17 protein-coding genes are annotated in these 15,199 nt (G+C 40.2%); 13 read left to right on the top strand and 4 right to left on the bottom strand.

Annotated features, from left to right (window positions below; translation table 11 throughout):
• Positions 1 to 63: 63 nt before the first annotated feature.
• The 7 genes from pepQ to I6F48_RS18370 all read left to right on the top strand — a co-directional run bounded on the left by pepQ (position 64) and on the right by I6F48_RS18370 (position 5,663).
• Complete coding sequence (pepQ, locus tag I6F48_RS18400) at positions 64 to 1,386, top strand: Xaa-Pro dipeptidase (RefSeq protein ID WP_024592280.1); 1,323 nt, start codon at positions 64 to 66, stop codon at positions 1,384 to 1,386.
• Positions 1,387 to 1,474: 88 nt separating this feature from the next.
• Positions 1,475 to 2,089 (top strand): YigZ family protein, encoded by a 615-nt coding sequence (locus tag I6F48_RS18395; protein WP_008171987.1) that lies wholly within the window; start codon positions 1,475 to 1,477, stop codon positions 2,087 to 2,089.
• Between the two features lie 96 nt (positions 2,090 to 2,185).
• Positions 2,186 to 3,637 carry a TrkH family potassium uptake protein gene (locus I6F48_RS18390; RefSeq protein WP_121953916.1) on the top strand — a complete coding sequence of 484 codons (1,452 nt, stop codon included), beginning with the start codon at positions 2,186 to 2,188 and terminating at the stop codon, positions 3,635 to 3,637.
• 44 nt (positions 3,638 to 3,681) lie between these two features.
• The gene (locus I6F48_RS18385) at positions 3,682 to 4,341 is read left to right on the top strand and encodes a flagellar brake domain-containing protein (RefSeq protein ID WP_165729282.1); all 660 of its coding nucleotides are present in this window, start codon (positions 3,682 to 3,684) and stop codon (positions 4,339 to 4,341) included.
• A gap of 464 nt (positions 4,342 to 4,805) precedes the next feature.
• Positions 4,806 to 5,018 carry an EF-hand domain-containing protein gene (locus I6F48_RS18380; protein WP_004335175.1) on the top strand — a complete coding sequence of 71 codons (213 nt, stop codon included), beginning with the start codon at positions 4,806 to 4,808 and terminating at the stop codon, positions 5,016 to 5,018.
• Between the two features lie 139 nt (positions 5,019 to 5,157).
• Positions 5,158 to 5,370, top strand: a complete 213-nt coding sequence (locus tag I6F48_RS18375; protein WP_004335174.1) for a calmodulin — start codon at positions 5,158 to 5,160, stop codon at positions 5,368 to 5,370.
• Between the two features lie 77 nt (positions 5,371 to 5,447).
• A complete protein-coding gene (locus I6F48_RS18370; RefSeq protein WP_007584177.1) occupies positions 5,448 to 5,663 on the top strand; it encodes an EF-hand domain-containing protein in 216 nt (71 codons plus the stop codon).
• A gap of 81 nt (positions 5,664 to 5,744) precedes the next feature.
• Here I6F48_RS18370 and trkA read toward each other — a convergent pair whose 3' ends face one another.
• From trkA to def, 4 genes are all read right to left on the bottom strand, one after another.
• Complete coding sequence (trkA, locus tag I6F48_RS18365; protein ID WP_004335170.1) at positions 5,745 to 7,121, bottom strand: Trk system potassium transporter TrkA; 1,377 nt, start codon at positions 7,119 to 7,121, stop codon at positions 5,745 to 5,747.
• Positions 7,122 to 7,207: 86 nt separating this feature from the next.
• A complete protein-coding gene (rsmB, locus tag I6F48_RS18360; RefSeq protein WP_197120021.1) occupies positions 7,208 to 8,503 on the bottom strand; it encodes a 16S rRNA (cytosine(967)-C(5))-methyltransferase RsmB in 1,296 nt (431 codons plus the stop codon).
• Entirely contained in the window at positions 8,496 to 9,449 is a 954-nt protein-coding gene (fmt, locus tag I6F48_RS18355; RefSeq protein WP_197120020.1) for a methionyl-tRNA formyltransferase, read from the bottom strand. The genes rsmB and fmt overlap by 8 nt, the downstream gene beginning before the upstream one ends.
• 24 nt (positions 9,450 to 9,473) lie before the next feature.
• Positions 9,474 to 9,977 carry a peptide deformylase gene (gene def, locus I6F48_RS18350; RefSeq protein WP_007584168.1) on the bottom strand — a complete coding sequence of 168 codons (504 nt, stop codon included), beginning with the start codon at positions 9,975 to 9,977 and terminating at the stop codon, positions 9,474 to 9,476.
• Between the two features lie 117 nt (positions 9,978 to 10,094).
• Between def and I6F48_RS18345 the strand changes: the two genes are divergently transcribed.
• The 6 genes from I6F48_RS18345 (at position 10,095) to hemF (ending at position 15,052) form a co-directional block, all read left to right on the top strand.
• Entirely contained in the window at positions 10,095 to 11,213 is a 1,119-nt protein-coding gene (locus I6F48_RS18345; protein ID WP_197120019.1) for a LysM peptidoglycan-binding domain-containing protein, read from the top strand.
• Positions 11,214 to 11,244: 31 nt separating this feature from the next.
• Positions 11,245 to 12,336 (top strand): DNA-processing protein DprA, encoded by a 1,092-nt coding sequence (dprA, locus tag I6F48_RS18340; protein WP_197120018.1) that lies wholly within the window; start codon positions 11,245 to 11,247, stop codon positions 12,334 to 12,336.
• An 8-nt stretch (positions 12,337 to 12,344) separates the two neighbouring features.
• The gene (locus I6F48_RS18335; protein ID WP_197120033.1) at positions 12,345 to 12,821 is read left to right on the top strand and encodes a DUF494 family protein; all 477 of its coding nucleotides are present in this window, start codon (positions 12,345 to 12,347) and stop codon (positions 12,819 to 12,821) included.
• A gap of 114 nt (positions 12,822 to 12,935) precedes the next feature.
• A complete protein-coding gene (locus tag I6F48_RS18330) occupies positions 12,936 to 13,511 on the top strand; it encodes a DNA topoisomerase family protein (protein WP_165729287.1) in 576 nt (191 codons plus the stop codon).
• A gap of 25 nt (positions 13,512 to 13,536) precedes the next feature.
• Complete coding sequence (locus tag I6F48_RS18325) at positions 13,537 to 14,100, top strand: L-threonylcarbamoyladenylate synthase (protein ID WP_004335153.1); 564 nt, start codon at positions 13,537 to 13,539, stop codon at positions 14,098 to 14,100.
• Position 14,101: 1 nt separating this feature from the next.
• Positions 14,102 to 15,052, top strand: a complete 951-nt coding sequence (gene hemF, locus I6F48_RS18320; protein ID WP_197120017.1) for an oxygen-dependent coproporphyrinogen oxidase — start codon at positions 14,102 to 14,104, stop codon at positions 15,050 to 15,052.
• Positions 15,053 to 15,199 lie beyond the last annotated feature (147 nt).

Raw genomic sequence — 15,199 nt, 5'->3', positions numbered from 1 at the left:
TTTGAGCGCTTAGTGTTTAAGTGGTAGACTCAGAGCAAGTTAAATTTAACAGATGGATTAACAATGGATAAATTAGCCGTTTTATACGCCGAACATATTGCAACACTGCAACAGCGTACTCGTACAATTTGTAATAGCGAAGGGTTAGAAGGATTAGTAATTCATTCAGGCCAAGCTAAGCGCCAGTTTTTAGATGATATGTATTATCCATTTAAAGTTAATCCACAGTTTAAAGCGTGGTTACCGGTTATTGATAATCCTCATTGCTGGATTGTGGTAAATGGCAGCGACAAACCAAAACTAATATTTTATCGTCCAGTAGATTTTTGGCATAAAGTACCAGACGAGCCTCGCGACTTTTGGGCTGAGTACTTTGATATAGAGCTATTACTTCAGCCTGATCAAGTTGAAAAGTTATTACCATACGACAAAGCTAAATACGCTTACATGGGCGAATATATTGAAGTAGCGCAAGCACTTGGTTTTAGTATTATGAACCCTGAGCCTGTACTTAACTATTTTCATTACCACCGCGCTTATAAAACGCAGTACGAACTTGAATGTTTACGCAACGCTAACCGCATTGCAGTAGATGGGCATAAAGCTGCACGCGACACATTCTTTAATGGTGGTAGCGAGTTCGATATTCAGCAAGCGTACTTAATGGCAACACGTCAAAGCGAAAATGAAATGCCGTACGGCAACATTGTTGCGCTTAACGAAAACTGCGCTATTTTGCACTACACGCACTTTGATCCAAAAGCGCCACACACTCATAACTCATTTTTAATTGATGCTGGTGCAAACTTTAATGGTTATGCTGCTGATATTACTCGTACGTATGATTTTAAAAAGCAGGGTGAGTTTGCTGAGCTTGTACAAGCTATGACAGTTCAACAAATAGAACTAGGTAAAGGTTTAAAGCCGGGTATGCTTTATGGTGACTTACATGTTGAGTGCCATAACCGTATCGCACAAATACTCAGTGACTTTAAAATTGTTAACCTACCCGCTGAGGAAATTGTTGAGCGTAAAATTACCTCTACTTTCTTCCCACATGGGCTAGGGCATCATCTTGGTTTACAAGTACATGATATGGGCGGTTTTATGAGTGACGAAAAGGGCGCACATCAACCATCGCCTGAAGGTCATCCATTTTTGCGTTGTACTCGCCTGATTGAAAAAAACCAAGTGTTTACCATTGAGCCAGGCTTATATTTTATTGATTCACTGCTTGGTGATTTAGCGCAAACCGATAATAAGCAATTTATTAATTGGGAAAAGGTTGAGTCATTTAAACCATTTGGCGGTATTCGTATTGAAGATAACATTATTGTTCACGAAGATAGCTTAGAGAATATGACACGAGATTTAGCGCTCGATTAATTCTAGTTAACACTAATTAGTTTATACACGTTAAAATACGTACATTATTTAAAGGGGCCTTTTGGCCCCCTTTTTACAAGTTTAAAATATGTCTGAATATAAATATCCCGCTACTGACGTTTTTCATCAAGAAGAAATTAAAAAAAGTACGTTTATAGTTCACATTGCACATACCCCCGATTTAAATTCAGCTAAAGCATTTATTAAAAGCATTGAAGAAAAGTATAGCGATGCGCGTCATAACTGCTGGGCACATGTGGCAGGCAACCCCGGTGGCAGCCATGTTTATGGTTTTTCGGACGATGGTGAACCAAATGGCACTGCAGGAAAACCTATGTTAAATGTGCTGGTGGGTTCAGGCCTTGGCGAAATCACAGCTGTTGTTACACGTTACTTTGGCGGCATAAAATTAGGCACGGGCGGGTTAGTACGTGCTTATGGTGGCTCATTAAATAATGCATTAGTAAAATTGCAAACGGTACTTAAAGTTCCCAGTGTTGAAATTACAGGGAGTAGCGAGTACAGCATGCAAGGTGCGATTGAGCAGTTATTAAAAACAAAGTATCAAGTGCTTAATATTGATAAGCAATTTACTGCTAATATTGAATGGGTGATTACAATAGATAGCCGCGAAGCTCAGCAAGCAATCAAAGATATTTTTGATTTAAGTCACGGCGCAGTTGAGTTAACTATTAAAGAGTAATAACCTACACAAATTGCATGTAATGCATACTGACCCTATTTAATTTGGTTGATACTACTCAGCCTGAATTTACTAATAATAAAAGCGACAAGCTAAATGCAATTTCGTACCATCATAAAAATTCTTGGCCAACTTGTTGCGCTGTTTAGTATTACCATGGTGCCTCCGGCACTGGTGTCTTTAATATATAAAGACGGTGGTGGTGTTCCTTTTGTTTTAGCATTTATCTTTAGTGTTGTTATTGGCATGATGGCTTACTACCCAAACCGCCATGAAAACGGTGACTTAAAAGCACGTGAAGGCTTTTTAATTGTTGTTTTGTTTTGGCTGGTACTTGGGGCGTTTGCGTCCTTGCCGCTTATATTTTTACAAGAACCTAATTTATCGCTCGCCGATGCGGTGTTTGAAGCATTCTCTGGCTTAACAACCACCGGCGCTACAGTACTTACCGGTATTGAGTACTTACCTAAGTCGGTGTTGTTTTATCGCCAGCAACTCCAGTGGTTTGGCGGTATGGGTATAATCGTACTCGCTGTCGCTATACTCCCCATGCTAGGTGTTGGTGGTATGCAGTTATATCGCGCTGAAATACCTGGGCCTGTAAAAGATTCCAAAATGACCCCGCGAATTGCCGATACAGCAAAGCACCTTTGGTATATTTATGTGTCGCTGACTATTGCTTGTATGCTGGCTTATTGGGCAGCAGGGATGGAGTGGTTTGATGCGATATGTCATGCATTCTCAACGGTCGCGATAGGTGGTTTTTCTACTTACGATGCTTCCATGGGGCACTTTGACAGCCCTGTAATTAACTTTATTTGTGTGTTCTTTTTAATTATTGCCGCTGTTAACTTCTCCCTGCACTACGCTGCAGTGGCGAGTCGAAACGTACAAGTTTATATTCGAGACCCTGAGTTTAAGGTGTTTTTGTGTATTCAATTAGCGCTGGTGGTTATTTGTTTTACCGTACTTTCCTCTAATGAAATATTTGCTAATGGCGATGAAACCCTCGATCAGGCATTATTTCAAGCTGTTTCTATGAGTACAACAGCAGGCTTTGCTACTGATAACTTTTCAACATGGCCTTTGTTTTTACCTATTTTACTTATATTTTCGAGCTTTATTGGTGGTTGTGCAGGCTCTACTGGTGGTGGTATGAAAGTAGTGCGCGTGTTCTTACTGTACTTGCAGGGTGTGCGTGAGCTTAATCGTTTGGTGCACCCACGGGCTATATATTCAATCAAGCTGGGTCGAAAGGCGTTGCCAGACAAAGTAGTAGAGGCCGTGTGGGGATTTTTCTCTGCGTATGCGTTGGTGTTTATTATTATTATGTTAGCGCTTATGGGCACGGGTATGGATAACATAACTGCGTTCTCAGCCACTGCGGCTTGTTTAAATAACTTAGGTCCAGGTCTGGGTGATGTAGCATCGCATTATGGCGCTATAACCGATGGTGCTAAATGGTTGCTTACCATTGCAATGGTGTTTGGTCGTTTAGAAATATTTACTTTATTAGTACTATTTACGCCTACATTTTGGCGTGGTTAAACGAGCCATTTGAATTTTAAAATACAAGTTAGTGGGAAAGGGATATGCCAACAAATTTAGAAAAGCTAAAGCATATAAGTGTAGGCAGCTTAGTCGACCTAGAAATATTAACACCTACAAGCAGTAAGCGTGTTAAAACTGAATTAGTTGGTTTACTCGATAAACAGTTTATTATTTTAAATTATCCCAATGCAAAGCGTTTACCTGTGGCGAGTGACTATTTACGTGATGGCGTAATGGTTGTTGTAAGAGCGCTTATTGAAGGTAGTGGTGGGCAAGTTATTGCGTTTCGCCAGCAAATTATGTCGGTAGCCTCTCATCCCGCTAAACTCGTGTTTATAAACTTTCCAAAGCAAGTGCAGTTATTTGCGCTACGCTCACAAACACGCATACCTACCTTATTACCTGCAAAGCTAAAACTAAGTGACGATAGGGTACTTGAAGGCCTTATTAAAGACATTTCACTCACTGGTGTAATGTTTGATATTAGAGGCGATCAGCAAGTTGAAAGTATTAAAGATATGCAATGCACTGTCGTACTTAATAGCAGTGATAAAGATTTTGAAGGTGAAATTTGCAGTGTTAAAGAGCATGCCGCAGGTGTGCACTGTGGAATTAAGCTACTAGCAAGCGAGGATGAAATGAAAGCCTTTATGAAAGAGCATTTTATAGACCCTTCTGCGCTTGAGCCTACCGTTGAATAAATAGGTTTTCGCTTATTTGCAACAAAAAGGCATTTTACGTCAGTATTTATAAAATGTTTTTTTCTCTTTCATAATTAAAATTATTATTTAAATAAAACAACTGATTACGTATTATTTTTTACAGCTTATTTTTTGTTATTAAAGCTTCCTCGTTAAAATTTATCTCAATTATTCTTTAAAATCCCTCCTTTTAAAACCGTACACTTAAAAATGTATCTTTTTATATAAACATAACTATATGTTTTTAATGACTTTAATGTCATCTCTTTAAAACGTGTTGCTAAAGGGCAACAATAACTATTCTAAAAACGCCTTCTTGTTGTACGTTTTATATTTAACTTATTGAAAATTAATAGCTTTTAAATGTTGGCATCTAAGTTGTAATAGTCTAAGTGTACTGAACGAAATCGTGATTCAAAGTGAAATACTTAATCGCACACACATAAATTTGAAGGATACATATTATGAAAAGCATTAATAAAACTTTAGCACTTATCGCTATTGCATCTTCTTCAGCCGCTTTTGCTGCAACAGATTTTGACACACTGGATGTAGACGGCAGTGGCACAATTAGCCAAGCAGAAGCATCAGTTGATGCAAAGCTAATGAGCATGTTTTCTGAGCTTGATACTGACCAAAATGGTGAGTTATCAAAAGAAGAATTTTCAGAAGCTTAATTAAAAAGTATTTATCCTGAGTTGCCAAAGACACCTAAGTAGGCAAGGGAGCTTACGAAAGAGGATAACAAGGAAGTGAAAAATTACGTTTTAAGTTAAACGAAGCAATTTTTTTGATAGAACATTGAAGGATTAAGTTATGAAACATTTAAATAAAGCATTAGCACTTATAGTACTAGCATCTTCTTCCGCTGCATTTGCAGCATCAGATTTTGACAGCCTTGATATCGATGGTAGCGGCACAATTAGCCCAAGCGAAGCGGCAGTCGATACAGATTTAATGGCTGAATTTATTGAGCTAGATACCGACGGTAGCGGCGAGCTTTCTAAAGAAGAATTCGCTAATTACTAATTAATCTTTTCAGATTAAACATTTTTCACAGTCAGGGATCTTTGAAAAGGACTTCCCATATTACTAGGAATATTATTATGAAAACATTAAATACAACACTTGCAGTTATCGTTTTAGCATCTTCATCAGCAGCATATGCCGCAGTAGATTTTGCCTCTTTTGATGCAGATGGTAACGGTGCTATTACAATGGAAGAAGCGAAGGTTAACCCTCAGCTTGTAAAGATTTTTGATGATTTGGATACTGATGGTAATGGTGAAATCTCTAAAGAAGAGTTTTCAAAAGTACAGTAATCAATATTTAAGCATACTCCATTAAAGCCGCCTTAATCAGCGGCTTTTTTGTGTATTAAATTAACTAATTAGAGTAACTAGTTAAAGGAATATAGCACTTACTTGGAATAGTTTTTCTACAACGGTAATGTGTTTTTTGTCGATTAAAAACATGATGACATGATCGCCCGACATAATAATTGTATCGTCGTGGGCTATCAGTACATCGTCATTACGTACTATTGCGCCAATAGTGGTACCCGCTGGAAGTTTTATATCGGCAATTGCACGGCCAACCACTTTAGATGTATTTTCATCACCATGGGCAACGGCTTCAATAGCTTCTGCCGCACCTTTACGCAGTGAATACACATTAACAATATCACCACGTCGTACGTGAGTTAATAGCGCTGATATAGTGGCTTGTTGCGGTGATATGGCAATATCTATTTCGCCGCCTTGTACTAAATCAACGTAAGCTCCACGTTGAATAAGCACCATGGTTTTCTGTGCGCCCATACGCTTTGCAAGCATGGCCGACATAATATTTGCTTCATCGTCGTTGGTTACGGCAATAAATACATCAACTTGTTCTATATGTTCTTCTGAAAGTAGTTCTTGATCAGATGCATCACCACAAAAAACGACCGTGTTGTCGAGCATTTCTGAGAGCTGCTCGGCACGTTCTTTACTGCGCTCAATTAATTTAACGGTGTGATTTTTTTCAAGTGAGCGGGCAAGGCCTGCACCAATGTTACCGCCACCAGCGATCATAATTTTTTTGTACGAACGCTCAAGTTTTTGTAGCTCGTTCATTACTGCGCGTATATGTTTTGTTGCGGCAATAAAGAATACTTCGTCGTCGGCTTCAATAACGGTGGTACCCAGTGGTTTGATTGCTTTACCCTGGCGATAAATAGCGGCAACACGAGTTTCTACATTAGGAATATGTTCTTTAAGTGCTGATAACGCATAACCTACTAATAAACCACCATAGTAAGCTTTTACGGCGACTAACGAGAGCATGCCATCGGCAAACTGCAATACTTGCAGAGCACCAGGGTAGTCAATTAAACGGCGAATATACTTAGTGACCAGTGCTTCTGGGGCAATGTAATGATCGATTGGTAAATCATCGTTTTGAAATAGCTTTTCGCGGTATTTTAAATATTGCTCTGAGCGAATGCGGGCAATTTTAGTGGGGGTTTTAAAAATACTGTATGCCACTTGGCATGCAACCATGTTCACTTCATCTGAGCTGGTTACCGCTATAATCATATCGGCATCTTCAGCGCCTGCACGGCGTAATACATCAGGATGCGCACTGTGGCCCATAACCCCTTGTAAGTCGTACTTATCTTGAAGTTCACGTAATCGGTTACCGTCTATATCAACAACGGTAATTTCGTTTTGTTCGCCAACTAAGTTTTCAGCAAGCGTAGCACCAACTTGCCCGGCACCGAGTATAATTATTTTCATTATTTACCCGTGGTATTGACCATAATTTAATTAAAAAAATAGCCATTTAATATTTCATAAATGGCTAACTATTCAGTGTACGACTATTAGGCTTTTTTAACTAGTTTAGCGTAATAAAATCCATCACTTTCACCGGGTAATAACTGTAAACCAGGAGTTGTTACGGTATCGTTTTCGTGTAGCGGAATATGCTCTACGTCATCGTTATTAGCTAAAAACTTAGCAACTTGCTGTTGGTTTTCTTGTGGAAGAACCGAACACGTAGCATATACCAATGTGCCGCCTGGTTTTAACAGAGGCCAAATGCTATCAAGAATATCGCTTTGTAATTTAGATAAGTCTTCGATGTCTGATGCGCGACGTAACCATTTTATATCAGGGTGACGGCGAATTACGCCAGTAGCCGAACAAGGTACATCAAGCAAAATACGATCAAATAACTTTTCGTCCCACCAAGTATGTGGTTGTGAAGCATCGCCACATTGTAGGTCTGCACCTAAGCCAATACGCGTTAAGTTTTGCTTAACACGTTCAAGGCGAGTTGCGTCGCTATCAAGTGCAAGTACTTCTGCATCAGCAAGCTCTAATATATGACATGTTTTACCGCCAGGTGCTGCACAGGCATCTAAAATGTAGTCATCTGCTTTAGGTTCTAAAAAGCGTGCTGCAAGTTGGGCTGCTGCATCTTGTACTGAACATGCACCCGTATCAAACTCAGGCAATGAAAATACATCGCGTGGTTTGGCAAGCTTAATCCCATCTATAAAGTCTGGGTTTAAGGTATGTTCAATGTCGTTAGCGCTAAGCATATCGCTGTATTCTTGTGTACTAAATTGCGATTGATTTACACGTAACCACATAGGTGCTTGTTGTTGGTTTTCTGCAAGTATCTCTTCCCAGCTATCTGGATAGGCTTCTTTAACTTGTTTGATAAACCAATTTGGGTGGTTGTATAAGCACACAGGGATCAGCTTTGCTTTTTCTTCAAGTTCGCTTTGTTGGCGCTGAAAACTACGTAAAATGGCGTTTATTAGCCCTTTTAATCCTAAAGCGCGCAGTTGAGCCAGTGCGTTTACCGTTTCTGAAATGGCAGCATGCGGTGGTACGCGCATATGCTGCAGTTGATAAATACCTACGTATAATAAAAACTGAAATATTCTACGTTTACCTTTTAATGGCTGCTCTACTAAGTGTTGGCAGTAATTTTCAAGGCTAGGTAAGTAGCGTAAAACGCCGTAACAAATTTGCTGTAGCAGCGCTTTATCTTTAGGCGGCAAGCCTTGGCTTGCAAATGGAAGTTCTTGATTAAGCGATGCGCCTTTATCAACTACGTTATATAAAGTTTCAGCGGCAAGCGCTCGTACGTTTGGAACATTACTCATTGTTTTCGCCTAATATTGTGCCAGGAGTAACCCAGTCACTACGACCATTTAAAAAGTCGTTAATTGCCATTGGTTTTTTACCTTGCGGTTGTAATTGCGTAATACATAAAGCATGTTCGCCACATGCTACTACTACACCATTTTTGTCGCTTGACAAAATTTGCCCAGGATCACCTAATTGCTGCACAACCTGCGCTTGATAAATCTTTACTGTTTGCCCACCCATTTGGGTAAAGCACACAGGCCATGGATTAAAAGAGCGAATGTTTCGCTCAATTTGCAGCGCACTCATTGACCAGTTGATATTAGCTTCCTCTTTAGAAAGCTTTTTAGCGTAGTTAGCAAGTTCATCATTTTGAGGTTCAGGTGTGATCTCGCCATTTGCTAATTTATTAACGGTTTCAATCAACGCGTCTGGGCCTAGCTCAGCAAGTTTTGTATATAAACTTTCGCTGGTTTCGGTGGTGCTAATAGGGCATCGGCTTATATGTAGCATATCGCCGGTATCTAGCCCTTCATTCATTTGCATTATTGTTACGCCAGTTTGCTCATCGCCTGCCCAAATTGCGCGTTGAATAGGTGCAGCACCGCGCCAGCGCGGTAATATAGAACCATGCACATTTAAGCAACCTAACCGTGGGGCTTCTAATATAGCTTTAGGTAAAATTAAGCCATACGCTACAACAATCATAATGTCGGCGTTTAAGCTTGTTAGCTCAGCGAGTGCTTCATCATTTTTTAATGATTGAGGCTGAAAAACCGGTAAGTCGTGCTCAAGCGCTAGCGCTTTAACTTCACTGGCTTTTAATTTTTTACCACGACCCGCAGGGCGGTCTGGCTGGCTATATACACCCACTATTTGGTGTTCGCTTTGAATCAGCGCTTGTAAATGACGTGCGGCAAAGTCCGGCGTACCGGCAAATATAATGCGTAATGGTTGAGTCACTGAGTTTTCCTAAGGTGCTTATTACTAGTCTGCAAACTTGGCTTCTTTTTCAAGCTTTTTACGAATACGTTGGCGCTTTAATGGAGATAAGTAATCAATGAACAGCTTACCTTGAAGGTGATCTAATTCGTGTTGAATACAAATAGCCAGTAATTCATCTGCATCTAGTACAAATTCTTCACCGTTTTCGTTAAGTGCAGCGACTGTTACTGTTTCTGCGCGGTCTACTTTTGCGTACGAGTTAGGTACTGATAAACAGCCTTCTTCGCTAACGGTAGAGCCGTCTTTTTTGATGATTTGTGGGTTAATTAATACCAGTGGCTCATCGCGCTCTTCTGATACATCAATAACGACTATTCGTTGATGAATATCTACTTGCGTGGCTGCAAGCCCAATGCCATTTTCATCGTACATTGTCTCTAGCATGTCTTTTACAATTTGACGTACTGTGTCGTCAACTTGTGCAACATCTTTTGCTATAGTACGTAAACGTTCATCTGGAAATCTTAAAACTTCTAACCTAGCCATAGTTACCTTTTCACTTGTGCTTAATTTAGGGTATTGTATGCTCTTATTTTAGCCATTCGCGTTCACCTTTAACAGGTTTTGGGCAATAATAATGAAAAAACAATACAAGGAAGCTCAATGAAATCTCCATTACTTGCAATCATGCTCACATTAAGCGCTGCATTCCCCGCAGTAGCTGATGTACTTAAAATAAAAAAAGATGCACCAAAACAGTATGTTGTAAAAAAAGGCGATACGCTTTGGGATATTTCTGGCATCTACTTAGATGAGCCTTGGCTCTGGCCTGAACTTTGGCAAATGAATCCACAAATTGACAACCCGCACCTAATTTACCCCGGTGATGCATTGGCGCTTATATACGATGCAGATGGAAACCCACGTTTAGTGATCAATAAAGGCTATAGAAAGTTATCTCCTCAAGGGAGGATTACACCAAAAGGGCGTGATGCTATTACTACTTTGCCGCTTGAAATGATTAAACCTTATATCAGTTACGAGCAAGCAATGAACAGTGATGATATTAAAGGTAAGCCTTATATTTTAGGTGCTAACGAAAATACTAAAACACAAACGTTAGGCCACATTTTATATGCTAAAGGCGACTTACAAGTACATAAAGCATATGCCATTTACCATAAAGGTGACCCTTACACAGATCTAACCGGTGAAGTATTAGCAACTCGTGCTTCTTTTGTGGGGATAGCACGTGCATTCAGAACGGGTGATGAACACAATGGTGTACCGTCGTCGTTACGCGTTGAGTCGGTTAAACGAGAAATTCAACAAGGTGATTTTTTAATACCAGCAATGGAAGGCCAAATGCTTCCTGCGTACTTTAATATACACCGTCCTTCTGAGCCTGTAACAGGTAATATTATTGCTTCTCCACGCCAAGTTAGAGAATTCAGCACAATGGATGTTGTGGTGCTAAACTTAGGCAGTGAACAAAATATAGAAGAAGGTCATGTATTAGATCTAGAACGTCAATCGCCAACGGTTATTGATGGCCCTCGTGGCCCTCGTTACCCAGAAGATTCTAGTAAATACGAGAAGCTTTTATCTGATGTGAGCCAATTATTTGGTGATGAGTCTGACGAAGAAAATAAAGCGTGGACTATGCCTAAAGAAAAAGTTGGCGAGCTAATTGTCTTTAAAGTGTATGACAAAGTAAGTTATGCATTAATAACTAAAAACCAGCACCCAATTCGCATTGGAGATATTGCAGTTATTCATTAAGAAGTAGCGAGTCGGTGCTCTAGGAGAGAGCATGGATCAGTCATCTGGCAAGCTAGCCCACTGGCTTGCCTTTTATATGTGTAAAGGGTTGGGTATAAAAACCCTTTTAGCATTATCTACACATTATTCCCTTGGGTCGTTATTCGACCTACCCCATGACAAGCTTTTACAGCTTGGATTAACTGCTAATCAAGCGAGTAATTTACTCAACACTAATTGGCAGCAAGTAAATCATTATGAGCAATTAATTGCGCAGCAGGGCATTACCGTAGTCTGTATTTTTGATGCGCTCTATCCTGAGGATCTTCGACAGATTGCCAGCGCGCCTTTATTACTATTTTGTAGAGGTGATGTCTCGTTATTATCTACGCCGCAAATTGCAATAGTAGGAAGTCGTAATGCGACACCCACCGGACTTGAAATAGCATCAGAATTTGCATACGAGTTAACTTTGGCTGGTATTACAGTTACCTCAGGTATGGCAAGAGGGATAGATGGTGCTGCGCACAAAGGCTCTCTTGCTGGTACGGGTAAAACCATTGCTGTGCTAGGTACTGGGGTTGATATTTACTATCCAAAACGCCATAAACTATTAACGGACCAAGTATTAGAAAGCGGCCTGCTGGTGAGTGAGTTTTTACCCGGAACAGCTGCTAATGCACATAATTTTCCGCGTCGTAATCGTATTATTTCTGGGTTATCGTTGGGAGTGCTTATTGTTGAGGCTGAAATTAAAAGCGGTTCGTTAATAACAGTACGCTATGCGCTTGAGCAAAATAAAGAGGTGTTTGCAGTACCAGGTTCTATTAAAAACCCGTTAGCGCAGGCAAGTCACTTTTTAATAAAGCAAGGCGCTAAGCTAGTAGAAAACGTAGCCGACATTCTTGATGAGGTGAGTTTTACTTACGACAGTAACTTAGGTAATAAAGAGCAACCGATTCAAGCCAATTCTCAATGTGAGGTTTTAAATAGTATTGGTTTTGAAGTAACCAGCGTAGACGACATTGTACGTCGTGCTCAGTGGCCAATAGACAAAGTACTCGCTAGGTTGCTCGATTTAGAATTAGACGATCAGATTGAGCGCGTGCTAGATGGTTATATTAAGTTAAGCGCAGGAAGGTAATATGTTTGATATTCTTTGATATTCTTTTATATCTTTTTGAAAATTACATTCATAGCGAAGCGGATATATTTGCCGAGCAAAATGAGCTAACCGATGAGTTATTACGCGCGGGTTTTAATAAGCCTGAGATATTTAAAGCTCTCGATTGGTTAGAGCAACTGGCCGACTTACAACACAGTGACGAATCTCCTTATTTAATAGCTAACCCTAAATATGCCGTGCGTATATTTACCGATAGCGAGTGCCAAAGGCTCAGTGCTGAGTGTCGTGGCTTTTTAATGTTTATAGAGCAAATAGGCGTTATTAACAATGTGACTCGTGAAATGGTAATGGACTGTTTAGCCTCACTCGATAAACCAAGCATAAGTTTAGAGGATTTAAAATGGATTGTACTTATGATTTTATTTAATGTTCCTGGCTCTGAGGAGGCGTATGAGCAAATGGAAGATTTGATTTTTGATGAACCCAGCGAACTTCTTCATTAGAGATAATTATCTTAATTGTACTCAAATTACTTAAACGGATAAGCACGGCATTGCTTGTATCTTTAAGTGGTTTGGGTATATTAGGCGAAAATTCACTAACCTATTAGGATCACCATGAGTAAAATCGACCATTCGCTTTTCTCGGCGAACAAGCACGCCCTCGAAAAAGAATACGAGATATGCCCACAGTGTGGTTCAGAGTTAGTGATCCGCAATAGTAAATCAGGCCCTTTTTTAGGATGCGCAAGTTATCCCCAATGCGACTTTATTAGGCCGTTGGCACATCACGATAGTAACGAAATTAAAGTTCTTGAAGATTCAGCATGTCCTGAGTGCAGCAAACCGCTGGTGGTTAAAAATGGCCGCTACGGTATGTTTATTGGGTGTACGGGATATCCAGAGTGCCATTACATTGCTAACGAAAATGAAGAAAAACAAAGCGAAGACACTTTGCCAAGTTGCCCTAAATGCAAAAAAGGTCATTTAGTCGCGCGCAGTAATAAATTTGGTAAAGTATTTTATTCTTGTGATTGCTATCCAAGTTGTAAATACACACTTAATAATAAACCGGTTGAACACCCGTGTCCTGAATGTAACTGGCCTATCGTCATAGAGAGAAATATGGCAAACGGCACATTATTGCAATGCCCACAAAAAAGCTGCATGCATAAGCTCACCCCAACTGAATAACGTTTAATTATATCTGGAGACTACTTTGTCAGACCTTTCAAATACGCCCACTGCAATAACATGCTTAACGCAAGGCGAAGTTATTTTATACCCAACAGAAGCTGTATATGGTTTAGGTTGCGATCCAGATAATCAACAAGCCGTTGAGGCACTATTAGCTATTAAACAGCGCCCAGTTGAAAAAGGGCTTATTTTAATTGCTGATAATTACGGGCAGTTATTAAAATACGTAGACGATGCAAAAATACCAATGGATAAACGCGCTGATATTTTTTCGAGTTGGCCTGCTGCAATTACATGGGTTATGCCTGCTTCTAAAAATACGCCTAAATGGTTAACTGGGCAGTTTGATACTATCGCAGTAAGAGTAACAAACCATCCAACAGTAAAGCGTTTATGCCAAGAGTTTGGTAAGCCGCTAGTATCAACGAGTGCAAACTTAACAGGGCAAGAAACTGTTATTAGTATTGAGCAAGCTAAAGCGCAATTTGCAGAGCAAGTTGGTTTTTACGTTGACGAACCGTTAGGTGGTAATACTCAGCCAAGCACAATAAAAGACGCCATGACTGGCAAAATATTTAGAGGTTAATATGCAAAGCGAATTATTAGATCAAGTAAAAGCATACTTTATGGCTTTGCAAGACACTATTTGCCAAGGTTTAGAGGCCGCAGATGGCAGCGCTAAATTTATTGAAGATAACTGGCAACGTGCAGAAGGCGGTGGTGGTCGTACACGTGTAACTACAAACGGCGCTGTAATAGAGCAAGGCGGAGTTAATTACTCACACGTATTTGGCGCTTCAATGCCAGGCTCTGCAACAGCGCATAGGCCAGAGCTTGCAGGGCGAAGCTTTCATGCGTGTGGTGTGTCGTTAGTTATTCATCCCAAAAACCCTCATGTACCAACAAGTCATGCCAATGTGCGCTTTTTTATAGCTGAAAAAGAAGGCGAAGACCCAATATGGTGGTTTGGTGGTGGGTTTGATCTCACTCCTTTTTACCCAGTATTAGAAGACGTACAACATTGGCATCAAGTTGCTCATGATATTTGCGCACCATTTGGCAGCGAAGTTTATCCAAAATATAAAACCTGGTGCGACGAGTACTTTTATTTAAAGCACAGAGACGAGACGCGCGGAGTAGGCGGTTTATTTTTTGACGACTTAAACGAACTTGGCTTTGAAAAGAGCTTTGCGTTTATGCAATCGGTGGGTAATGGCTTTTTAGATGCTTACTTACCTATTATTGAACGTCGCAAAAATGATGAATACACAGAGCAACAACGTGATTTTCAGCTTTATCGTCGCGGACGCTACGTTGAGTTTAATCTAGTATGGGATAGAGGAACGTTGTTTGGGCTACAAAGTGGCGGGCGTACAGAGTCTATATTAATGTCTATGCCACCACTTGCACGCTGGGAATATAATTATAAACCAGAGCCAAGTAGCCCAGAAGCTAATCTATATCAGTATTACTTACGCCCGCAAGAGTGGTTAACTAGTCAGCCAAGTGAGCTGATAGCCAGAGAATGGCAATTATAATAATTATACAGTAATCAAAATGGCGCTAATTAGCTGTCTCTTGATCACAAGTCTGGCTCAAGAGATTTTGCTAAATCGTAGCCTTCCAGGATGGCTTGTAACTTAAGCCATCCTTGCCATAACACTTTCACAGATGCACGCCCTGTG

The sequence above is a fragment of the Pseudoalteromonas sp. SWYJ118 genome (assembly GCF_015864505.1).
In the GTDB taxonomy this organism is placed as follows: domain Bacteria; phylum Pseudomonadota; class Gammaproteobacteria; order Enterobacterales; family Alteromonadaceae; genus Pseudoalteromonas; species Pseudoalteromonas arctica.
This window is presented reverse-complemented; position numbering and strand designations above follow the sequence as displayed.

Coding starts and splice junctions, on each gene's coding strand:
- pepQ (WP_024592280.1), top strand. CDS start 64: ATGGATAAATTAGCCGTTTTATACGCCGAACATATTGCAACACTGCAA.
- I6F48_RS18395 (WP_008171987.1), top strand. CDS start 1,475: ATGTCTGAATATAAATATCCCGCTACTGACGTTTTTCATCAAGAAGAA.
- I6F48_RS18390 (WP_121953916.1), top strand. CDS start 2,186: ATGCAATTTCGTACCATCATAAAAATTCTTGGCCAACTTGTTGCGCTG.
- I6F48_RS18385 (WP_165729282.1), top strand. CDS start 3,682: ATGCCAACAAATTTAGAAAAGCTAAAGCATATAAGTGTAGGCAGCTTA.
- I6F48_RS18380 (WP_004335175.1), top strand. CDS start 4,806: ATGAAAAGCATTAATAAAACTTTAGCACTTATCGCTATTGCATCTTCT.
- I6F48_RS18375 (WP_004335174.1), top strand. CDS start 5,158: ATGAAACATTTAAATAAAGCATTAGCACTTATAGTACTAGCATCTTCT.
- I6F48_RS18370 (WP_007584177.1), top strand. CDS start 5,448: ATGAAAACATTAAATACAACACTTGCAGTTATCGTTTTAGCATCTTCA.
- trkA (WP_004335170.1), bottom strand. CDS start 7,121: ATGAAAATAATTATACTCGGTGCCGGGCAAGTTGGTGCTACGCTTGCT.
- rsmB (WP_197120021.1), bottom strand. CDS start 8,503: ATGAGTAATGTTCCAAACGTACGAGCGCTTGCCGCTGAAACTTTATAT.
- def (WP_007584168.1), bottom strand. CDS start 9,977: ATGGCTAGGTTAGAAGTTTTAAGATTTCCAGATGAACGTTTACGTACT.
- I6F48_RS18345 (WP_197120019.1), top strand. CDS start 10,095: ATGAAATCTCCATTACTTGCAATCATGCTCACATTAAGCGCTGCATTC.
- dprA (WP_197120018.1), top strand. CDS start 11,245: ATGGATCAGTCATCTGGCAAGCTAGCCCACTGGCTTGCCTTTTATATG.
- I6F48_RS18330 (WP_165729287.1), top strand. CDS start 12,936: ATGAGTAAAATCGACCATTCGCTTTTCTCGGCGAACAAGCACGCCCTC.
- hemF (WP_197120017.1), top strand. CDS start 14,102: ATGCAAAGCGAATTATTAGATCAAGTAAAAGCATACTTTATGGCTTTG.